The organism is Leptospira interrogans, assembly GCF_900156205.1.
GTDB lineage: Bacteria > Spirochaetota > Leptospiria > Leptospirales > Leptospiraceae > Leptospira > Leptospira interrogans.
Genome location: NZ_FTNA01000027.1, coordinates 30,846 through 49,737, shown reverse-complemented (window position 1 = coordinate 49,737; position 18,892 = coordinate 30,846). Strand labels below are relative to the sequence as shown.

Here is an 18,892-nt window from a genome sequence, read left to right as displayed (position 1 = left end):
ATTTTCAGCATTTGTCCGTAAAATCAAAGTTGGGTGGGAGTTCCCACATTTTCAAGATTTGTCCGTAAAATCAAAGTTTGGTGGGAGTTCCCACAAACCTTTAAATAACATGAATTCAACGTAAGAAAGATGGGGCAACCGTGCTTTCGGCTCCAATCAACAAATTGAGGATTCAATTGAAAACAAAATCTTTTCCTGATTTCAATTTGTTATCGAACACGATCATCGAACAACCTAAAACGCGACCCATAGGAAAGCGTTTTGCTGAGTTAACGCGACCTATCTCGCGGACCCATAGGACGCGCGAGATTTGAGTTCAGGAAAGCGTTTTACTGAGTTAACACGACCTATCTCGCGGACCATAGGAAGCGCGAGATTTGAGTTCAGGAAAGCGTTTACTGAGTTAACACGACCTATCTCGCGGACCATAGGAAGCGCGAGATTTGAGTTCAGGAAAGCGTTTTGCTGAGTTAACGCGACCTATCTCGGACCATAGGACGCGCGAGATTTGAGTTCAGGAAAGCGTTTTACTGAGTTTGAAAGAGCGTTCTATACCCCAATCGATTTAGCATTGGATTATGCTGAACTTATGTTAAATATCTTTTCTCGATTTTAATATTGGTTTTGAGATTTTAGGATAAAAGTTCTTAATGAGTTTATTCATTGAATCTTCGGTCGTAAGAACGGCAGCTTCACACAGAAACTTGATTGGATAATCATTCTTTTTAAATTTTATAGTAGATTGCAAGCGCCAGCGATCCAAGCGACGCGAACGCGGTCACGTTTCCAACGGAAACGGACCGAAGCGAAGCGTAGTCGCGACAGAGCGCGATCCTTTCGATCATAGATCGAAAGGAGGCGCCATAAATTTTACAGAATCACACTAAAAAATAATTCATAAGCGAACACCGTCTAACAAATCTCAAGTTCAGCTTTTATATTTCGATCCGTTAAATTTTTATCTTTTGAAATGGTTTTCTCTTCTTTGAATCGGTTCTTTTTTAGAGGCAAGTTCGTAAAATTCGCCGATCTTTATAAAGTGAGATTCTTTTGTTCTTTTTTTTCAACTTTCCTTCTTATCTCTTCCTTTGGAAATCTTGTCTCTAGAGAACTTGTCTATGCTTTCAGAGATCCTGGGAAACCGGAAAAGGAAAAGATGATTCTTGTAGGAGAAACCGTTTTGTATGATAAGGTCAAACCGATTGAAGAAAAAGGAAAAAACAAACACCTTGACATAGGAGTTGATACAAGGGCAGATCTAGTCACAATCAAAATTAACTTTGATCCGGGTCTTAGGGTCGGTCAGACTTTATATCTCATCGAAAAAGACTTTGATCATAAAAATTATAAAAATGGTAATATAGTCGCACAAATCGAAATCAAATCCATCTTTCAAACCTCTTTTATTGGCAAAAGGGCAAGAGGAATTGGAAATCTTAGTCTTGTTAAAAATAGAAATCTAATGGTGGCTGCTCCCTTAGCTTCCGAAAAAGCCGAACCTGCAATCGTGGAAAGAAAAATGGGAGACTATCATTTTTCTAGAAACGAAATTGCAGAAGCAATTCGGTCGTATAAACATACCATCAGCCTGGATCCTTCTTCTCCTATGGGACATTTCCGTTTAGGTCTTCTTTATAAAAAAACGGGAGAAGCCTACATTTCAGCCGGATCGGAATTTTCTATGGCTTGGAATAACCGCAAACGTTTTGAAAATTCTCAAGAAGAACTTGAGTTTTACACCGAATACATTGATTACTTAAATCATAAATATGACACGGAAGGTTTTAAAAATCAGTCTATTCTTTCTAAATCAATGGAAGTGATTCAAGAAGCTTTCAAACTTACTCGATCCGATTCCGAACTTCTTACCCATTCTGCATTGACTTACTATTATCTTTATAAAGAAAAATCTAAGTCTGGCCCTTCCTCCATGGATCGAAAAAAATCAGATTCATATTTTGAAATTTCCGAAAAACTTATAAAAAACGCAATCCAACTCAATCCTTCGGATTATAGAAATTATCTTTTGGCTTCTAAACTCTATATAGATAAAATCTCCGAATTGACCTCTGATACGGGTCAAAGTGGTTTAGGTGAATCAGAAGAAATAGGAATTTTAAAAAACAAATTTGCAGATTCATTAGAAAAATATAAAGTATTTAAACCAGCTTCTGTTCCGGGTGACCCTTATGTTTTAAAATCCTTAAACTGATCCTATTTCATTTATGCATTTTAAAACTTTGCGCGCATTCTCAGACCATAAATTTATTCCCAAACTTTAAAAAGTATGGGAACCTCATTATTTTTAATCTTTAGAAACTAAAAAACTAAGATGAATCATTTTTATAAATGAATATAGACACTATAATTTGTTGGGAATGATTTGCTTATTGCGGTCTAAATTTCTTTTCATGTTTTTAGATAAGTTTAAATAGAAACTCTATAAAATATAACAATAACAATCTTACTGATAAACCTCTACAAATGAATTTTTAATTAGAACTATATAATAAAGTCCTCAGTATTTTGTATTGAAACAGAATTTTGCAATAGAAATTTACGGTATTAATCTTATGGGATCATTAACTCCTTAATCCGAGATAGAACTTACCACATTGACTTAAGTCAAGGTCACATTACGATGGGCTTTAAAAAAATTTCCAGGACTAAAAAATTACGCCAATTTCATTACCAAGGTGGCATAAAACTAAGACAAAATGGCGCCCCTTCTGGGCTTGAAAAACGTGGGTTAGATGCGAAGCATTTACCACAAAACAAGAAAACCAACAGAAGGAACTAAAGTGAAAAGAAAGGTATGTAGTATAATGGATGGATGTCCACAGAGAAACGATCAGTTTGGCTTATTTAACGAGCAAATCGAAAGATGTAGTGAAAGAAGAACAGATAAAGCATAATGAAGTTCAGATCAAAAAATTCATCAATAAACTCAAATCGGAATGGAATGAAATCCATTGCTGCTACGAAGCAGGAGTAACCAGTTATCCACTTTACAGATATCTAAAGTCTTTGGGAGTGAACTGTATCCTTGTAGCGCCAGGAAAGATTCCAAGACAAAATCAAAACGGATAAAAGAGATGCGATCAAGTTAGCTAGATTATTACGAAGTGGGGATTTAGAATCGATACATGTTCCAACTGAAGAGAACGAAGTAGTCAAAGATTATTTAAGATCGCGTGACAGTCTTCGTTTGGATTTAGGAAGGAATCATCAAAGATTGATGAAGTCTCTATTACGAAAAGGGAATGTATATTCGGCCACGAAATATTGGACCACGAGTCATTACAAATGGTTGAATAATCTTCATTTTGAAAATGAGATCCTTCAGGAAACGTTTAACGACTATTACAGCCGAGTGAGAGTTCAGGAAGAGAATCTCAAAGCGATGGATCAAGAGTGAAGCTTTTAGAGAACGAGTGGGGATCTTAAGATGTTTTCGAGGAGTGGATTATTTAACGGCCATGTTCTTACTCTGTGAAGTCTGCGACTTTAAGAGATTTAAAACAGCGGGTTCTTTCATGAGTTTTCTTGGACTTGTTCCCGGAGAATATTCTAGCGGTTCCAAAAGAAAACAAACAGGGATTACAAAAACTGGAAGTCCCAGACATTTTGACGGAAGCTGCTTGGCAGCATTGCTTCCCCGTAAGATCGTAGCCGCAAGAAGGACCGGACAACCTGCATTAGTCGTTGCTTTAGCAGAAAAAGCTTCCTTAAGGTTACACAAGAAATTTCGTAACTTACAGCTAAGAGGAAAAAGCCCTCAGGTAATGATAACCGCAGTTTCAAGAGAACTATCCGGATTTATTTGGGCGGCGATGAATCTGGCAGCTTAAAGTAGTTTTAAAGAGAAATGAAAATTCATCCAATACGAACTCGTTAGAGAAGATGTACGATAAAGGAGGAATATTTGTTGACTCAGTGTTGAAGCAAATCTGATGAATTTCAGATTTGATCTACAACGCGACCCATAGGAAAGCCATAACCTTACCCACAAGTTGAATAGGATTTTAGAATCAGAAGGCTCAAAAAGGCACATTTTTCAAGTGCTCCGACAAGAATGAGTCTTTTTACTTGCAAAAAGTATGTTTTTCTGATAGAGAAAAATTTTCCGAACCTTACCACCCCACCCAAAAATAAAAGGGTGGGAACCAAGTTTTACAGAGGATTTGTCGTAACTCCGACAGATTTATATTGAGATCAAATATTTGTGGGGTTGGTTATGATAGGAAAGCATTGTGCTAAGTTGTTTTTAGACTAAGAACAGCTCCCAATGTATAACCCGCGAATATCCGTCTGATCAATCGTCGCAAATGCTTTTCTCTAACGAGCTAAATTATTGGGTGATTAAAAAAATATATTTACGGCTCTGGTTGGGGCGCCATATCAGAGCTTGTACCAAAACTTCAAAGAATTTTACATTATAATTCTTTAGAAATTTTTAATAAAGTTAGTAGTTCCTACATTTTTGTGAAACTCAATGCATCGCTTCTATGGTCGCTCTACAGGTCGCATTTGGCAATTTACGAACTTTCCAGCAGTTCTAATCTTGTTAAATTTTCGCGGTAGTTCCCACATAGGACGGTTTTGGAACAGGTTCTAAATATGCAAAATAGATAAAGTATCATTCACCAAGGATTGATTATAATTCAAAGAAAAATATTTGTTATATTCTTATTAGTTGCAATTATTACGAACCGTAAGGAAAAGCTAGAAAAGATAACTTATTACCGTTACTTTTCATACTAATCACACCAAGGCATCACTGACTTCAAGTTTTTAGGCTATTCTAAACATGTATAACTCTTCTCAAGTAAATGATTCCATTCAGCCTTTTTCTCTCTAAATCTTTGAATCTTTTTCGGTTCTTTTCATTTTTCACAGAACTATCTTTTTTATTTCTTCGTAGAGCAAAACGTTTCCAAATGCCGATCGATAGAAAGATATATTTCTTGAACGTAAGGTAGTTTAGAATAAGACATTCTTGATTCAATGAAATTAGAAAAGACTAATAAAAAACTTGAGCGCCCGCATTATTTAATCCTGAACAGGGCGAACCTTAAAATCCATTTTATTCCGAAAGGATTCGTCTAGTCCTAGTAAAGATATACTTTTGTAGAATTAACATGTCATCCGGATTAGAATCAAAAAAATTCACCCCGAGATGATATCTATCTTCATCGACGACAATATATCGAACCACTTCGCCTCTTAAAATTAGGATTTTTTCTGAAACCGGAATAAATATTTTTATAATATTATGTTTTTTTAAATACTGAAAAATTCTTTTTTCTTCGATTTCGAACAAAAGCCCGTTTATACTAATATCAACCACCCTGGTCCCTGATTTCGCATTTCCGTAGTTATTTTCTCGAATAAAAATTTTAGTAATTGAGTAACTGAAAATTTCTGCAAGTTCGATTAAATAACCAACTTGAAAAGGGGTAATAGAAAAACGATCCATGGCCGAAGTATAAACTCGAATGTAACCTACTACATCATTGAACAATCGAATCGGCAATACTATATAAGAAATCACGAATTCCCTGATCTCTTTTTTTTGAAGCTCTCTAAAAAAATTATCTGCATAATCCTGTCCATTTTCAAGAACCATTCTCATATATTCTTCGCGGTAATTTCCACCAATTGATTCAGAACCATCATCTTCACGTATATAGTTAATGATCAAGGAAGTATCCGGTATAAATACAGGCCGGTCGTGTCTACGAACAAAAGAGTCTAAAAATGTCTCTTCCCTATGCTGAGAAAAAAATACAATTTCGTATTCCCTCGAAATGTTCGAAATATATTCAGATATTATAATATTTATTAATCTTAAATCGGGATTATCCTTTTTGATTTCCCTCATGAGACTATTGAATCTTTGCTCCACTTGTATGTTTCTGCCGATTTCTCTTCCTCCACCGGAAAGCGATCTGAAAAGTATTACATAGTTCATAAATAGATCGTCTACGGCCACACGGACATTTTTTCTAAAGGAAGCAGCTTGTAGTTCCGACGGAATTCGGATTTGGACAATCGAATCTTCCATAAATTCGAGTATTATTACTTCGAATTGATAAAGAATATTCATGATTTCAAAACTGATTTTAGCTCTTAAAGTTAGTCCTTGTGTCGCACCCGAAATTCTTAGGTTTACAGTAGTTTCTTCTATATTTTCCACGACGGCAAAAAATCTTTGTCCGTCGTAATCAAACGGGAATTCTACCTCATCCGCCTTGAGATAATAAAACAGATGTTTTACAAGATTGATGTCGGTTCCAATGATCGTTTCTCCGAACATTGTTTCCAGAATTGTAATGAGTTCCTGTAAACTGTCCGATCTTCCGACTGCCATGAGCTTAAACTTCTATCTTGAATATCGACCTTCTATAGGTCGGAATTCAGTTACTACTTAGAACTATATAAAAGAGTCCCAATATTTTACTTTGGAACTAGAATTGTTAAAAAATTCCATAGTCCAGATTAACAAAACTACTTCAATTAACCGTTTCCATGAAATAGAAACAAATGGAGAATTCATTTTTTAATAATTCTATTTTACGATAAAATTTAAGGTGCTCAATTTTATGATCAGTAAGTGTTAGAATTCTCTATCAAGAGCAGTTTCATTGTGCATAAATCATAAGAGACATAACAGCCTAAACTCAAATAAGTTATTATCTCAGATAAAAATATGGAACCCTTATAAAATGAATTTTTGATTGAACGGAGATTGTGAAGCGATGATTTCACGAAGAAAACTGACATCGAGATGTTACTTTCGAATTTTATAGAGGAGATTTCAGACTCGACTTGTTTTTAAAAAATTTTGGCCTCAAAATAAATGCCATCTTTCTAAACTTGAAAATTATGAATTAAAAACTTAGCCCCAACTTAGAGAAAATCAAATCTGCACTACTGAAATAGTTTTTAGATAGATCTAGAAAAAATCCAAGGGAAGGTTTGAAAATATCCCGAAAAAGAATGTATGGACACAAGAAAGTCGGAACTCAATCCGGAATTGTTTGATATGATGAAACAAGGAAAGCTATCAGCCGGAAAAATTCTGAATCTGATTGCTCTGAAAGAACTTGTAGATAGATTTGCGGTTACTCCTTTTATTGAGAAAGATAAGCTTGAGCAAATCAAAGAGAAAACAGGTGTAGAACCGGACATTCTAACGTGGGGAGACTATTTTCAAACCGAAATCGCATCCAGATATTTCGAAAAGTCGGAATTCGAATTCAAAAAAATCTTGGAAACGATTCGATTCGATCTTATTTCCGCACATTTAATTTTTTCCGGAAAACCAGAATACTTTCAAGATTCCATTAGAGGCCAAGCTCTGATTTCAAAATCCATTGACTCTACTTTTTGGACTTTGGAAGATGAAGAAGCAATTCATCTGGAAACACTTCTCGAATATTATACTCAGATGGGAATTGGAGAAAAACCGTTGACCATATCCGACCGAATCTGGTATGAAAGTTTCGAATTGGAGAAAAAAGCAGTTTAATGGGATTCATAGACCGAGACACAATCGATCTGGGTTCAGGAAACAAAATCCTGACTTTAAGCTTCAACAATCCTGAAACCAGAAATTCTATGACTCGCGAAATGGGTTTAGAATTCAAAAAAATTATCGAAGGTTTGCTAGAAACTCCAGAACAAAATAAACCAAGGGTTGTAATTTTAACGGGAAAAAACGATATTTTTTCAGCAGGCGGTAATTTCGAACTATTAAAGTCTTTTTCGACTAAAGACTATGAAACGAACAAAAAGACAATGTTCGAATTTTACAATCTATTCCTATCCGTAAGACGTTTGGATATTCCAGTAATTTGTGCTGCAAACGGCCATGCAATTGGAGCGGGATTTTCACTTACATTCGCATGCGATATTCGTATTTTTGCCAATGAAGCCAAATATCAATTCAACTTTGTTAAACTCGGAATTCATCCTGGTATGGGTTCAAGTTATATCGTAAAAGAATTGTTCGGAACTCATATTGCAAATCGACTTTTATTTTTAGCAGAAACATTAAATGGTGAAGAAGCGTTCCGACTTGGACTCTGTAACGATTCAGTTCCTCAAAAAGAAGTCCTAGGAAGAGCTACTGAAATTGCAATTGCATTATCTGAAAGTGCCCCTTTAGCGCTTAGTGAATTAAAAAAGAACACTTACGATAAGGAAAAATTAGAAGCCGCTCTTAGAAAAGAAGCTGAGTCCCAGGCAAGAAATTTTATTTCTTCTGATTTCAAAGAAACAATTAAAGCGATCGAACAAAAAAGAAAACCAATTTTCAAAGGACTATAAAGCATAGTAATTCCGACATTACACCTCATTTTAAAATTTATGCTCGAAATTTTTGAATAATTTCAATTCCGAACTTTGTTTTTAAATTAAAAGAATACAGTAAATTTCTACATTTCTAGAAATAATGTCAAAATTAAGTATAAAATTTTTTTAAAATAGAAGTTCCTACATTTACGGAAATATTTAATTTTTATACCGAACTACCTTTATTATCTATCTCTGAGTAAAATCAAATTCCTACATGAAATTCATTGTTTGAATGATTATAGATTATATTAGAATTGTTGAAAAATTAATTCTCCGTCTCGTTTTTGTTTCATGAAATAGTCGATTGCAGCGGTTTTGTTAATCGCCGGTATGGAATTTTTTCAATAACTCTAATATAACGTGAGTCCGGCGTAAGAGATTCGTTTTATAAAAACCTGATTTTCCGTAAAAAATAAATGTTTAAAAATTTGTAATGCGACTTAACTCTCACAAATCGTAGATTTCACAGTTAAACTTTGAAAATTGTGGGAAAATATAGAAAGAATCATCGTCCATCAGATTTTTGCACAAAACCGCTGTTTTACGGCTGTCATCAAAATTTTAATCCCATTTTAGCATAAGTTCGACAGAGAAAGATTTTTCTAAAGGTATCGAGTTCCTACAATTTTAGGATTTGTTTGTAAAATCGTGGTTTGTAATAGCTCCCACATTTAAGGAATCGATCTATAAAGCTAAGATTCAACTTTTTTCAGAATCATGGGTTTCTTACGCCAAACTCACGTTAATATAATAAAAATTCTTCTAAAGATAATAGTTCCTACATTTTATTGATTAAAATTCAATAGATTAACTTCATATCAAATTCATTTAGCCTTATTCGTACTTCAACAATAGAATATGAAACTCTGTTTTTAAAACGGAAATTATCTTAAAATTCATGTGAATTTGGTGTAGGAAAATCTTGGCAAATCGCTCGCGACCACGCTTTTCGCTACAATCGCTATCGCTCTTTTGCATTGCTTATTGGTTAGCCAAACTCATGTTAATTTATTACGTAAGAGTCAGTAAAATCGTAAAAATATAGAAACCTCACACTTGAAAAAATTATAATTAGTCCTTTTTCAACTCTTTCTCGTAGTCTTTCAAGGCCTGAAAAGTAGGTTCGTAATCATTCCAGGCATTCCAAACTACAAATCCATGCCCTCCGCTATCATAAGAGGCCTTTATTTGAGCTTTGATATAATTTGAAAGTGTGAGTCCCGACTTCCCTACAGACATATTAAAACCTTGAATGTAAGGAATAACTCTTGTCGTTTTTAGAGATCTCTTAATCGTAAAAAGAGTTCCGTCATACACAGTCTGATACGGATTTTTGATTTTATCGGACATACCGTAAAAATGAGATGGGTAAAGCATTGGATAAAGTACATCGACAAGTTGAGCAAAGATTTCTACTTTCTGTCCGATCATATCGTTTTTGTTAAATGGGATCCGACCAAAAATATCTGCCCCAATATAAGGAAGATTATTACACCTAAGAGTCTCCTTTCTGATACCCTTAATAATTTCAGCGATATTTTTATATCGCATTTCGTAAGTTAGTTTTAAGTTAAGATTATCTGCATAACGAATGTAATCCAATTGAATTTCTGGAAAACCGGATTTACAAGCAGCTTGAATCGATTTATGTATTGAATTGATTCTTTGGATAGATGGTTTTTCTGTCGGAAGTCCCCCGTCAAAATTCACAATTCTAGCAACAGGATAAAATCCTTCTGTTATCAAAGTTTCTACAATTTCCTTAGACGGAACTGAAGGTTGAATATCGATTACGAGAAAATTAATCCCATGCTGTTTCCCTTTTTTTCTAAGATCATCAAATTTTCTCTCTTTCTTTAAGGTTTTCTGCGAAATATAAATCCCCCTGGAAAATTCCGGAACTTTGACATTAGAAACAGTTTCTAAGTCGGAATTTTTTAAAAAATTTTCCTCATTCTGGGCTTTCACGACTTCTATTTTGAAGATTTTGTTTTTTTTAGGTGATTTAAATTTGAAAGATTCTATTTTCGATTCGGTCTTAGCGGACTCAACTTGTGTTCCTAAAAAAGATTTAGGATTTTCATTGTTTTTTAAATTTTCAGAAGATCCGACTTCTTGTTTGCGAGATTCAGAAAGAATCGTCTCAATTGAATGTTTTTTAGTATTTTTTATTGGAAAAGGAAAATCAAAATCGGGAAACGCAGATGAAGTCCAAGCAAAACAAATAATAAATAGGATAATATAATACATAGAGATTAAAAAGTTAAAAAAAATCAAAAAATCTTTTTAGAACCTATCACAAGAATCCTATATTTGATCTTAGAATAATACTTTTATCGGACATAATGTGTCTAATAAAAACTCTAACCTTTATTAAATGTCGGAATTAAGTATGTTTAACTAAAAAATAAATTCAATTTCGAAATAAAATTTAGATTACTTTTCAAATTTCGGATAAGGCAATTTAATTACTACAAAAATATATGAAATAAAACAATGAAGTTTATTCAAAAATTAGAATATAACTTTCCTTTCAAAAAAACATAAATTTAGGAACCAATACATTTTTTACAAGAATTCATCTTTTATTTTCATTCACTTTCATGGTAAATTAATTTTTTTGTTTCTTTACATTGAAAAATTTGAGTTTTTATTTTATGAATGATATAAATTTTTAACTATCCGTAATAGAAAAACAGAAAAATAAAATGCCGACAGGTTTTATCTACTCTCAAGATTTTCTTTATCACAATGCGAATTCTACAATTCCACATTATGAGAATTCCGACAGACTACTTGCGTGTTTGAATAGATTGCATCAAAGTAGCTATTTTAATTCTTTATTTTTTCCTGAAATGAAAAAGCTTCCTAATGAATTTCTCAACGAAATCCATTCTCAAAATCACATTCAAAAAATTGAAAACTCTAAAGGAAAAAGAGGTTATTTTGATTCAGATACTCCTTTTACGGAAAAATCGTGGATATCAGCCTACTCCGCAGCAAATTCTGGAATAATATTGTCGGAATTCTTAATTTCGGGAACAATCAAAAATGGTTTCTCTCTTCTTAGACCTCCAGGCCATCATGCGGAGCATAATCGTATCATGGGTTTTTGTATGTTAAACAATGTGGCCATTACTGCCCGATATTTACAAAACAATGGATTTAAAAAAATCTTTATTATTGATTGGGATGTCCATCACGGAAATGGAACACAAGAAATCTTTTATGAAGACCCAAATATTTTTTATCTATCGATTCATCAATTCCCATTTTATCCAATGACCGGTTTAGCAACGGAAACCGGCAAAGGAAAAGGTATTGGAACTACAAAAAATATCCCTATGCAAGTAAATTCTGGAGACCAAGCCTATATTCAGAAATTCAAAGAGATCATTGTTCCTACAATGGAACGTTTTGAGCCAGATATAGTTTTGATTTCTGCAGGTTTTGACGCACATAAAAACGATCCTCTCGGAGGAATGAATATAACAACAAAAGGATTCGAAGACCTCACCCGTATCATTTTAGAAAGCGCAGATAAAATTTGTAGTGGCAAGGTTCTATCCTTTTTAGAAGGGGGTTACGACTTGGCTGCGTTATCAGAATCCGTAGAGGTTCACGTAGCAGCTTTAAATTCTTTTTCTTAAGAATTATTCCAAAACCTTAGTAGAAATCTCAAATAAAACTTTACTTAAAACTATGCAACAGAGTTCAACAATACAGATTTTTATAAAATTGAGTACCTTAAATTTTTTGTCACAAAATCCTATTTCCGGAACAAAACATTGGTATTCTTTTATATAGTTTTTAAGTAGAATAGATTCTAAATTTCTATAGCAGTTACGACATGTAAATCTTTGAAAAAAGTCTTTATTAAGAATCTGCCTAATAAAACCTATCTAACCTATGAAACAAGACGCTCTAAGTTTCAAATAGCATGAGTTCGACTAAGGAACCCATGATTCTGAAAAAAGTTGGAATCTGAACTTTACAGATCGATTCTTTAAATGTAGTAATTACTGCAAATCACGATTTTACGGACAAATTCTAAAAATGTAGGAACTCATATAAAAACTATAAATAACAAAAAAATACGAAAAGCCGTAAGTCATACAATATGACGGTTTCTGTAGGAACTACCATATATATTTTTTGAAGATTAAAAAATGGTGAATTTTAAAGTTTTGAAACAGATTCTTAAATTATCGTAACTTCAGCAATAATCTTTCTTGAATTGATTACTGTTATTATTTTTAAATTTATGACTTTAACACGTGAAAATAAACTATCGTTTTTCTAAACGTTAAAATGTAGAATCCCTTCCAAAAAAGCTAACAATTTCAGATTAGACTCAATCTATGGAACTTCCTACATCTTCAAAAATTGACCATTCATCTTCGATATCATTTTCATATTTTCAAGTAATACAGATATTTTTTTAAAAAATCTTATAAGTCTCAAAAGAATAATCGCCCAATCAAATTTCTGCACGAATTCAGTTTTTTTACGAACATCACAAAACTAAAAATTCATTTTATAGAGGTTTTCTTGAAATTTTTTTCACTTGATATGATCTTTTTTATATCTCCTGGAACTGCATTTAAAGAGGAGATAAAAATGCTAAAACACCATCTAAAAAAGTTCACTGAATTTAAAGGAAAATCAAAAAAGGATTCGGGGCCTTCTGATTTATTGGTTCCAATACACTTAGAAAATTATTTACATAAACAGATTAAAAAACATAAAAATTTAAAGAATTATTTTCATTATTTGATTCTGAAGTTTCAAAAAAGAGATTTATCTTCTAAATTCCCAGATGCTGCTTTTAGAAAAACACTTTATCAATCTAAAAACCAACAACTGATTCGATATTCTTTTCGTCCAGATTACCAAGATTGGTATAAAGCAAAATTTATAGGATTTTACTTTAGCCTATCCGTATGCAGGTTGTTTTCTCGGCTTGTCGATTTAGACCGAGAAGAAGACTTGCAAATTATAAATTTAGCAGAAGAGCTTATAAAATTAGGAAAACAAAAAATTCATTTTCATTTTTACTTTAAAATCTTTTCTAATTCTAAAATAATTTCAAAGAAAATGTTACTTGGAAAAAATTTCGAATTGAACAGCGCATAATTTTTTCTATTTTTTATAGGTAAGATCCGATATTTAAACAAGAAATGGAAATTTCCTTGGAAGAAAAACTAAATCATTTTGAAGTACGTTTTAGAAATTATATCTTGATTTTGGATTTTCTGATTCGAGAAACTAAATCAGAACTTTCCGAGAACCGAGCAAAAAGAGAGATTTGGCAAAAACATCACCAAAATTGGAAACAAAGTCGTAAAGTCTTCGTAAAATCTCCTTTTTTAAAACCAAGATAATTTTTATTAACGGTTCAATTCTTATCATTTAATCAAATTTGAGTTTGAATTAATTGCACATCGCTCTATTTTTCTGTAAAATCTGGAGTCAAGAGAAGTTCCGACTATTTTTCAATACAACAAAGGTGCTTAGGAAAAAGCTTGTAAAATTCAGAGGGTAAAGTGACTTCACATTTCAAATTTTCGTATAAATCGTAGCTTTTAGAGATCATCATTAGATTAAAAATTAATCTTTAGAGAATCTATATCTCTATAAAAATAGACTTTAATTTTGTAATCGTTATCAAAAGGCAATTTTATGCAAAAAGTTGATTTTAAAATCATTCTTTTTAAATTTATAGAGGGCTCCCTTTTACAAAATAGATTTCTCTATCACTCAACAAATTCACGTTAAATATGATGAAGATCCTATTGTAGGAGCTTCAATAAAAAATTCTTGAAATTATGTCTCTTCAAGTGACTCATAGAGATAGAGGCAAAAATAAGCATCCATGCATTTTCACAGACTTTTTATTATTTTAGTCTTTACCTCAGCTACGTTATCCTTGAGTTCTGACGGACTTCCCAATTTCTCTATTCAAGAAAAAGAAGCAAGAACTCAATTTACAAGAGGGTTCTCTTATTTTAATAATTCTCAGTATTCATCCGCAAGAGAGAATTTTTTAAAAGCGCTTTCAATTAAAAATGATTTTACATTAGCTCGGCTCCTACTTTCAAACTCATACTACCTCTCTGGGGATTGGCCTGAAAGTATGTCGGAATTAGAACAAATTGAAGGTACGATAGGACTGAATCAAATCCAAAAAGCACGATTAGACGCCCTAAGAATTAATCTAGCTGGTGGAAGTCAAGATTTAACAGTCCGGTACTACTCTGCAATTTTAGGTGATAAACTCAGACGTTTTAGATTTCGAAATCCATCTGATGTAGCCGTTGATGACGATGGATTTCTTTATGTCCTCTCCTTTGATACAGCAAATATTGTAAAATTTGACCCAAACGGTAATCCTATAGATAACTTTAAAGGATCTTTAGGTCGGAATTTAACGGGTCCCCTATTCTTTTCATTAAGAGCAAATTCAATCTTTGTGGCTGATTTTAAAGCTGATAAAATTTACGAATTCAATACAAGAGGCGAATATATCAACCGATTCGGAAGTTCTGGAAAAACGAATGGTGCATTTCATGGACCGACCGGCATATTTTATACAAAAAACGGTTATCTTTATGTCTCAGACTCCGGAAACAATCGAATCCAGAAATTAAAATCAGACGGTACCTTTGTACAAGAAATTGGGGTCGGAATTCTACGCAACCCATCTGGGCTAAAAATCAATTCCAAAGGAGAAATCTACGTAGCTGATCGAGGTAATTCCCGAATCGCGGTATTCGATCCGGAAGGGAATTTTCTTCGAGAAATTACCAATCCAAACATACTATCTTCGCCCCGCAATCTAACAATTCGAAAAAACGAAATTTACATTTCCGATGAAAAGTCGGGACTCGTCATTTATAATACCATAGACAATACTTGGAGATTATTAGATTCTTTTCGAGATTCTAAAAATGTTGTCCGAAAACTGAATCAACCATTCTCTTCCACCTTTGACTATACCGGAACACAGTTCATTGCAGATTTCAATCGGCATCGAGTAGAAATTTTCAGCCCTTCCAATCAATTGTCTTCTAACATGGACGTAGTATTGGAAAAAGTTTTAAATCATGACTATCCGGATATTTCTGTATTTCTACGTGTAAGAGACCGATCGGGCAGAGACATCAAAACAATTCCAAGAAATTCATTTAAGGTTTATGAATACGGAAATCTTTCTCCGTTGATCGGCCTTACGGACATGCGACAATTTAACAATCGAATTTCTTTATCCCTCGTTTATGAAAATACTTCCGAAGTTAAAGCAGCTTATCCTGTATTTGAAAAGTCCTTAAGACCACTATTAACTTCACTTCGACAATACGATGGAATTGAAGTATTGCGTTCGGGAACGGAATTGATCAAAGCTTCTGATTTCAACTACTCTATGCATGAAATTTTTAGAATATTAAGAACTTCTCCTAGTGATACTAGTTCTAAAACAGGAAAAGCAATCTATAGAGGAATATCCGATTTGCTTGGACGCCTAGGACCTAGAATCGTATTAGTTTTAGTTTCAGGAAATTCGTATCCGGATTCTTTTACCCAAATCTCATCGGAAAAAATCATACGCTATTCTAAAGCACATTCAATTCCAATCTATTTCTTATCACTTTCAGATTCGGGATCGGCAGTCGAAACCTATAAAATGATCGCCGCTTCTACCGGAGGAAAGTTTATCTTAATCCCAGGCGAAGGATCAGAAAAAAATCTTTATAATTCTTTTTTATCTCATAAAGACAGACGTTATATTGTATCCTTCAAAAGTAGAATCGACGCGGATAAGAAAGATTTTTATATCCCCTTAGTTATAGAAGCGAATTTTAGAAACACATCCGGAAAAACGGAAGCTGGATTTTTTACGAAATGATTTTAAGTTTTTTACAAAAACCTTTTCTATATCTATTATTTCTGATTTTATACTTATCCATCGGATCAACTCATTCGCAAGATACAGTTCGAAAAATCCAAGAAGGAGAATCTTTTCTTAAAGACCGTAATTACACGGCTGCTTATCAATCTTTTTCCGAAGCCTCTCGTTTAAATCCTATGTCCATCCGTTCTTTACTTGGATTTGCCGAAGCGGCACAACATCTTCACAAGGATAAGGAATCCCTAGACGCTTATAACAAAGTATTAGAATTAGAGCCGGAAAACAAAGCTGCAATCAAAGGAGCCGCCTTAGGATACATTCGAAAAAAAGAATATCATAATTCTCTAAACCTCCTTAAACCTTCTCTAGAAACAGATCCGTTTGATCCAGTTCTGGCCCCAATTCAAATTCAGATTCTTTTAGAAATGGGAAATTACGAATCCGCCCTTAAAAAACTGGAAGCATCAAAATCCAGACTCCAAAATTCTAAGGAAGTTCAAATTTTAGAAGCGAAGGTAAATGGCAAAACCGGCAACTTTTCTAAATCCTATCATCTTTGGAATGCGGCGCTTGCGTCATCTTCAGACGATCCGGATTTATTCTTTAATATGGCTTTGTTATTAATGGATTGGTCCGAAAAAAGTTCCGATCCAGAAAAAAAACAAAAACTAGAAATCGCTTCCGAAAAATTGGAAAGAGCAATTTCTTTATATCCGGATTTTGAAGAAGCAATCGATTCACTTGCAAAAATCAGAATATGGCAAGGAGACTTTCAATCTGCAGAATCACTTTCTCGCAAACTCGTTTCTATTTATCCTCAAAACCCTTTATATCTTTATCTAAAAGCTTTTGCGGAAGAAAAAAACGCAAATAGTTCTTCCAAAGATATACTTAAAAACGATTTAATCGAAATATTAAAGTTAGACGACTTAGACTCCATTTCAAGACAAAAAGCAGAATCGGTTGCACTCGATCATTTTCCAGAAAATCATTCTTTCAGAAGAAAGTTAGGAGAATATAGAATGCAACGTTTTCGTTCTTCTAAAAATTCTCTTCTCTATGATATGGCTTCTCATCATCTTTCTTGTGCGAGAGAACTCATTCCGGGTCAACCAGAAGTTCAGTTTCAAACTTTATCAGAATATAAACGAACTGGATTTTTTCCGCGTTATCTCAACCTTCTTTTATTTTTGAGAAAGAAATATCCTGAAAATCAAAAATATCAATATGAAATCGAAAATCTTCTGAGCTCCACCAAACAATCAATCGCTTATAGAGAAGGTTTAATAGAAATTACAGGAGACAATCTTGTTGAAAATTATGGAAGAACACCACCCGTTCTTTTGATGTTTGATCTTTTAGATAAATCCTTTTTAGGAGATTATCCAGATCTGGCACTTTTAATTTCTTCTTCCGTACGTAAAAATCTTTCTTTAAATCCTACGATCACTCTTTCAGAAGTGTTAGAATCTGCTCGTAACAACCCATCTTTTGAAATCAAAGCAGCTCCTTATACTGAAACCCTACCTTATACCGAATCTACATATCTTAAAATTAAAGACTCTTCAAAAAAAAGCATCAAACCTAGATTTCTAATTTATGGTTCTCTAAAATACGAAAACCATTCTTTGCACATAGATTGGACAATCAAAGATTCCAAACACGAGAAAGTGCTTTCGACATTTAGAATATTTTCAAAAGGTAGAGATTTTATACCGGAAGCGGTTGTTAGATCTGTTTCTAAAATTTTAGCTTCTATACCTCCGAGTGGTTCCGTATTAAAAGTGAAGGATGAAGATCTGATAGTCAACGTAGGAGCCCTTGACGGCCTCAAAAAAGGAAGCAAAATCCAGATCTACAACAGCTCCGGAAAATCCGGAGAAGCTACGATAGAAGAAATCGATTACTTTCTTTCCAGAGCCGTTCCCGATAATGGAATTAACGGTTTAAAAACGATTTCAGAAGGAGATAGGATATTTTGGAAACGTTAACTTTGACGCTTAGGAAAATCGCTAAAATAATCCAATACTTCGTTAGCTATTGAACTTTCGATTTTCATAATTTCTTCCGGTTGGCACCAGTCCTCCAAAGTCAATTTCCAAATTCTTCCTTTAATTTTTACTTTATTAATTTCTAATATATTCTCTCTAACTGGAAACCAACTCGGAAATCCCGTAGTTTTTGTATAAACTCTCACTTTATCGTTTGAGAATACGTTTCGATTTACTTGCATCTCAAAATGATTTAGAATACCATTATATTCTATTTCCACATCTACGTCTGGATAAATTTTAAATTCATGTTTTTCAGAATCCCAGTCAATCATAGAACCTTCCAAACAAATCTCATCTTCTTTTGCAATTTCCAGCTCGACCGGGTAAGTATGTATGGTTTTTATTCCTTTTTTTCTATCATAACCTACTTGAACTTTTGTATGTTCGTGTTTTCTTTCTAGTTTCACTTGAAACGCCGTTTCAAATCGATCTAGAAGATGAGTTCGAATAGTCGTGACGGCTTCTTCCGAAAATCGCAAAGGATAAATCGTGTTTCGACGGTTTTTTAATATATAAAATATGTTTTGGATCGACATGGAAAGCGAATTCTTAAAATTCATAAATTATT

General features: G+C 33.5%; 11 protein-coding genes and 1 pseudogene. 9 read left to right on the top strand and 3 right to left on the bottom strand.

What is annotated here, in order from left to right:
* Positions 1–970 precede the first annotated feature (970 nt).
* Positions 971–2,212, top strand: coding sequence for a tetratricopeptide repeat protein (locus BW942_RS17160; protein ID WP_000232107.1), 1,242 nt, complete (start codon positions 971–973; stop codon positions 2,210–2,212).
* Positions 2,213–2,701: 489 nt separating this feature from the next.
* A pseudogene (locus BW942_RS17155) lies at positions 2,702–3,851 on the top strand (IS110 family RNA-guided transposase).
* Between the two features lie 1,235 nt (positions 3,852–5,086).
* Here BW942_RS17155 and BW942_RS17140 read toward each other — a convergent pair.
* Positions 5,087–6,373 carry a DUF1577 domain-containing protein gene (locus BW942_RS17140; RefSeq protein ID WP_000268191.1) on the bottom strand — a complete coding sequence of 429 codons (1,287 nt, stop codon included), beginning with the start codon at positions 6,371–6,373 and terminating at the stop codon, positions 5,087–5,089.
* Positions 6,374–7,006: 633 nt separating this feature from the next.
* On the opposite strand from BW942_RS17140, the gene BW942_RS17135 reads away from it, so the two are divergent.
* Together BW942_RS17135 and BW942_RS17130 are read left to right on the top strand one after the other, a co-directional pair.
* The gene (locus BW942_RS17135; protein WP_000381195.1) at positions 7,007–7,534 is read left to right on the top strand and encodes a hypothetical protein; all 528 of its coding nucleotides are present in this window, start codon (positions 7,007–7,009) and stop codon (positions 7,532–7,534) included.
* A complete protein-coding gene (locus BW942_RS17130; protein WP_000505733.1) occupies positions 7,534–8,334 on the top strand; it encodes an enoyl-CoA hydratase/isomerase family protein in 801 nt (266 codons plus the stop codon). Before BW942_RS17135 ends, BW942_RS17130 begins: the two co-directional genes overlap by 1 nt.
* Positions 8,335–9,432: 1,098 nt before the next feature.
* Here the strand turns inward: BW942_RS17130 and BW942_RS17125 are convergent.
* Positions 9,433–10,611: a putative glycoside hydrolase gene (locus BW942_RS17125; RefSeq protein WP_000291460.1), complete on the bottom strand. Its 1,179-nt coding sequence runs from the start codon at positions 10,609–10,611 to the stop codon at positions 9,433–9,435.
* 458 nt (positions 10,612–11,069) lie between these two features.
* On the opposite strand from BW942_RS17125, the gene BW942_RS17120 reads away from it, so the two are divergent.
* The 5 genes from BW942_RS17120 to BW942_RS17100 all read left to right on the top strand — a co-directional run bounded on the left by BW942_RS17120 (position 11,070) and on the right by BW942_RS17100 (position 18,261).
* Positions 11,070–12,011 (top strand): histone deacetylase family protein, encoded by a 942-nt coding sequence (locus BW942_RS17120; RefSeq protein ID WP_001141967.1) that lies wholly within the window; start codon positions 11,070–11,072, stop codon positions 12,009–12,011.
* A gap of 922 nt (positions 12,012–12,933) precedes the next feature.
* Positions 12,934–13,497 carry a DUF1564 domain-containing protein gene (locus BW942_RS17115; protein ID WP_000575851.1) on the top strand — a complete coding sequence of 188 codons (564 nt, stop codon included), beginning with the start codon at positions 12,934–12,936 and terminating at the stop codon, positions 13,495–13,497.
* A gap of 44 nt (positions 13,498–13,541) precedes the next feature.
* Complete coding sequence (locus BW942_RS17110; RefSeq protein WP_000406198.1) at positions 13,542–13,745, top strand: hypothetical protein; 204 nt, start codon at positions 13,542–13,544, stop codon at positions 13,743–13,745.
* Between the two features lie 491 nt (positions 13,746–14,236).
* Positions 14,237–16,267, top strand: coding sequence for an NHL repeat-containing protein (locus BW942_RS17105; protein WP_017861764.1), 2,031 nt, complete (start codon positions 14,237–14,239; stop codon positions 16,265–16,267).
* The gene (locus tag BW942_RS17100; protein WP_000603580.1) at positions 16,264–18,261 is read left to right on the top strand and encodes a tetratricopeptide repeat protein; all 1,998 of its coding nucleotides are present in this window, start codon (positions 16,264–16,266) and stop codon (positions 18,259–18,261) included. The genes BW942_RS17105 and BW942_RS17100 overlap by 4 nt, the downstream gene beginning before the upstream one ends.
* Here the strand turns inward: BW942_RS17100 and BW942_RS17095 are convergent.
* Positions 18,258–18,884, bottom strand: a complete 627-nt coding sequence (locus BW942_RS17095; RefSeq protein WP_001009732.1) for a hypothetical protein — start codon at positions 18,882–18,884, stop codon at positions 18,258–18,260. The genes BW942_RS17100 and BW942_RS17095 overlap by 4 nt on opposite strands.
* Positions 18,885–18,892 lie beyond the last annotated feature (8 nt).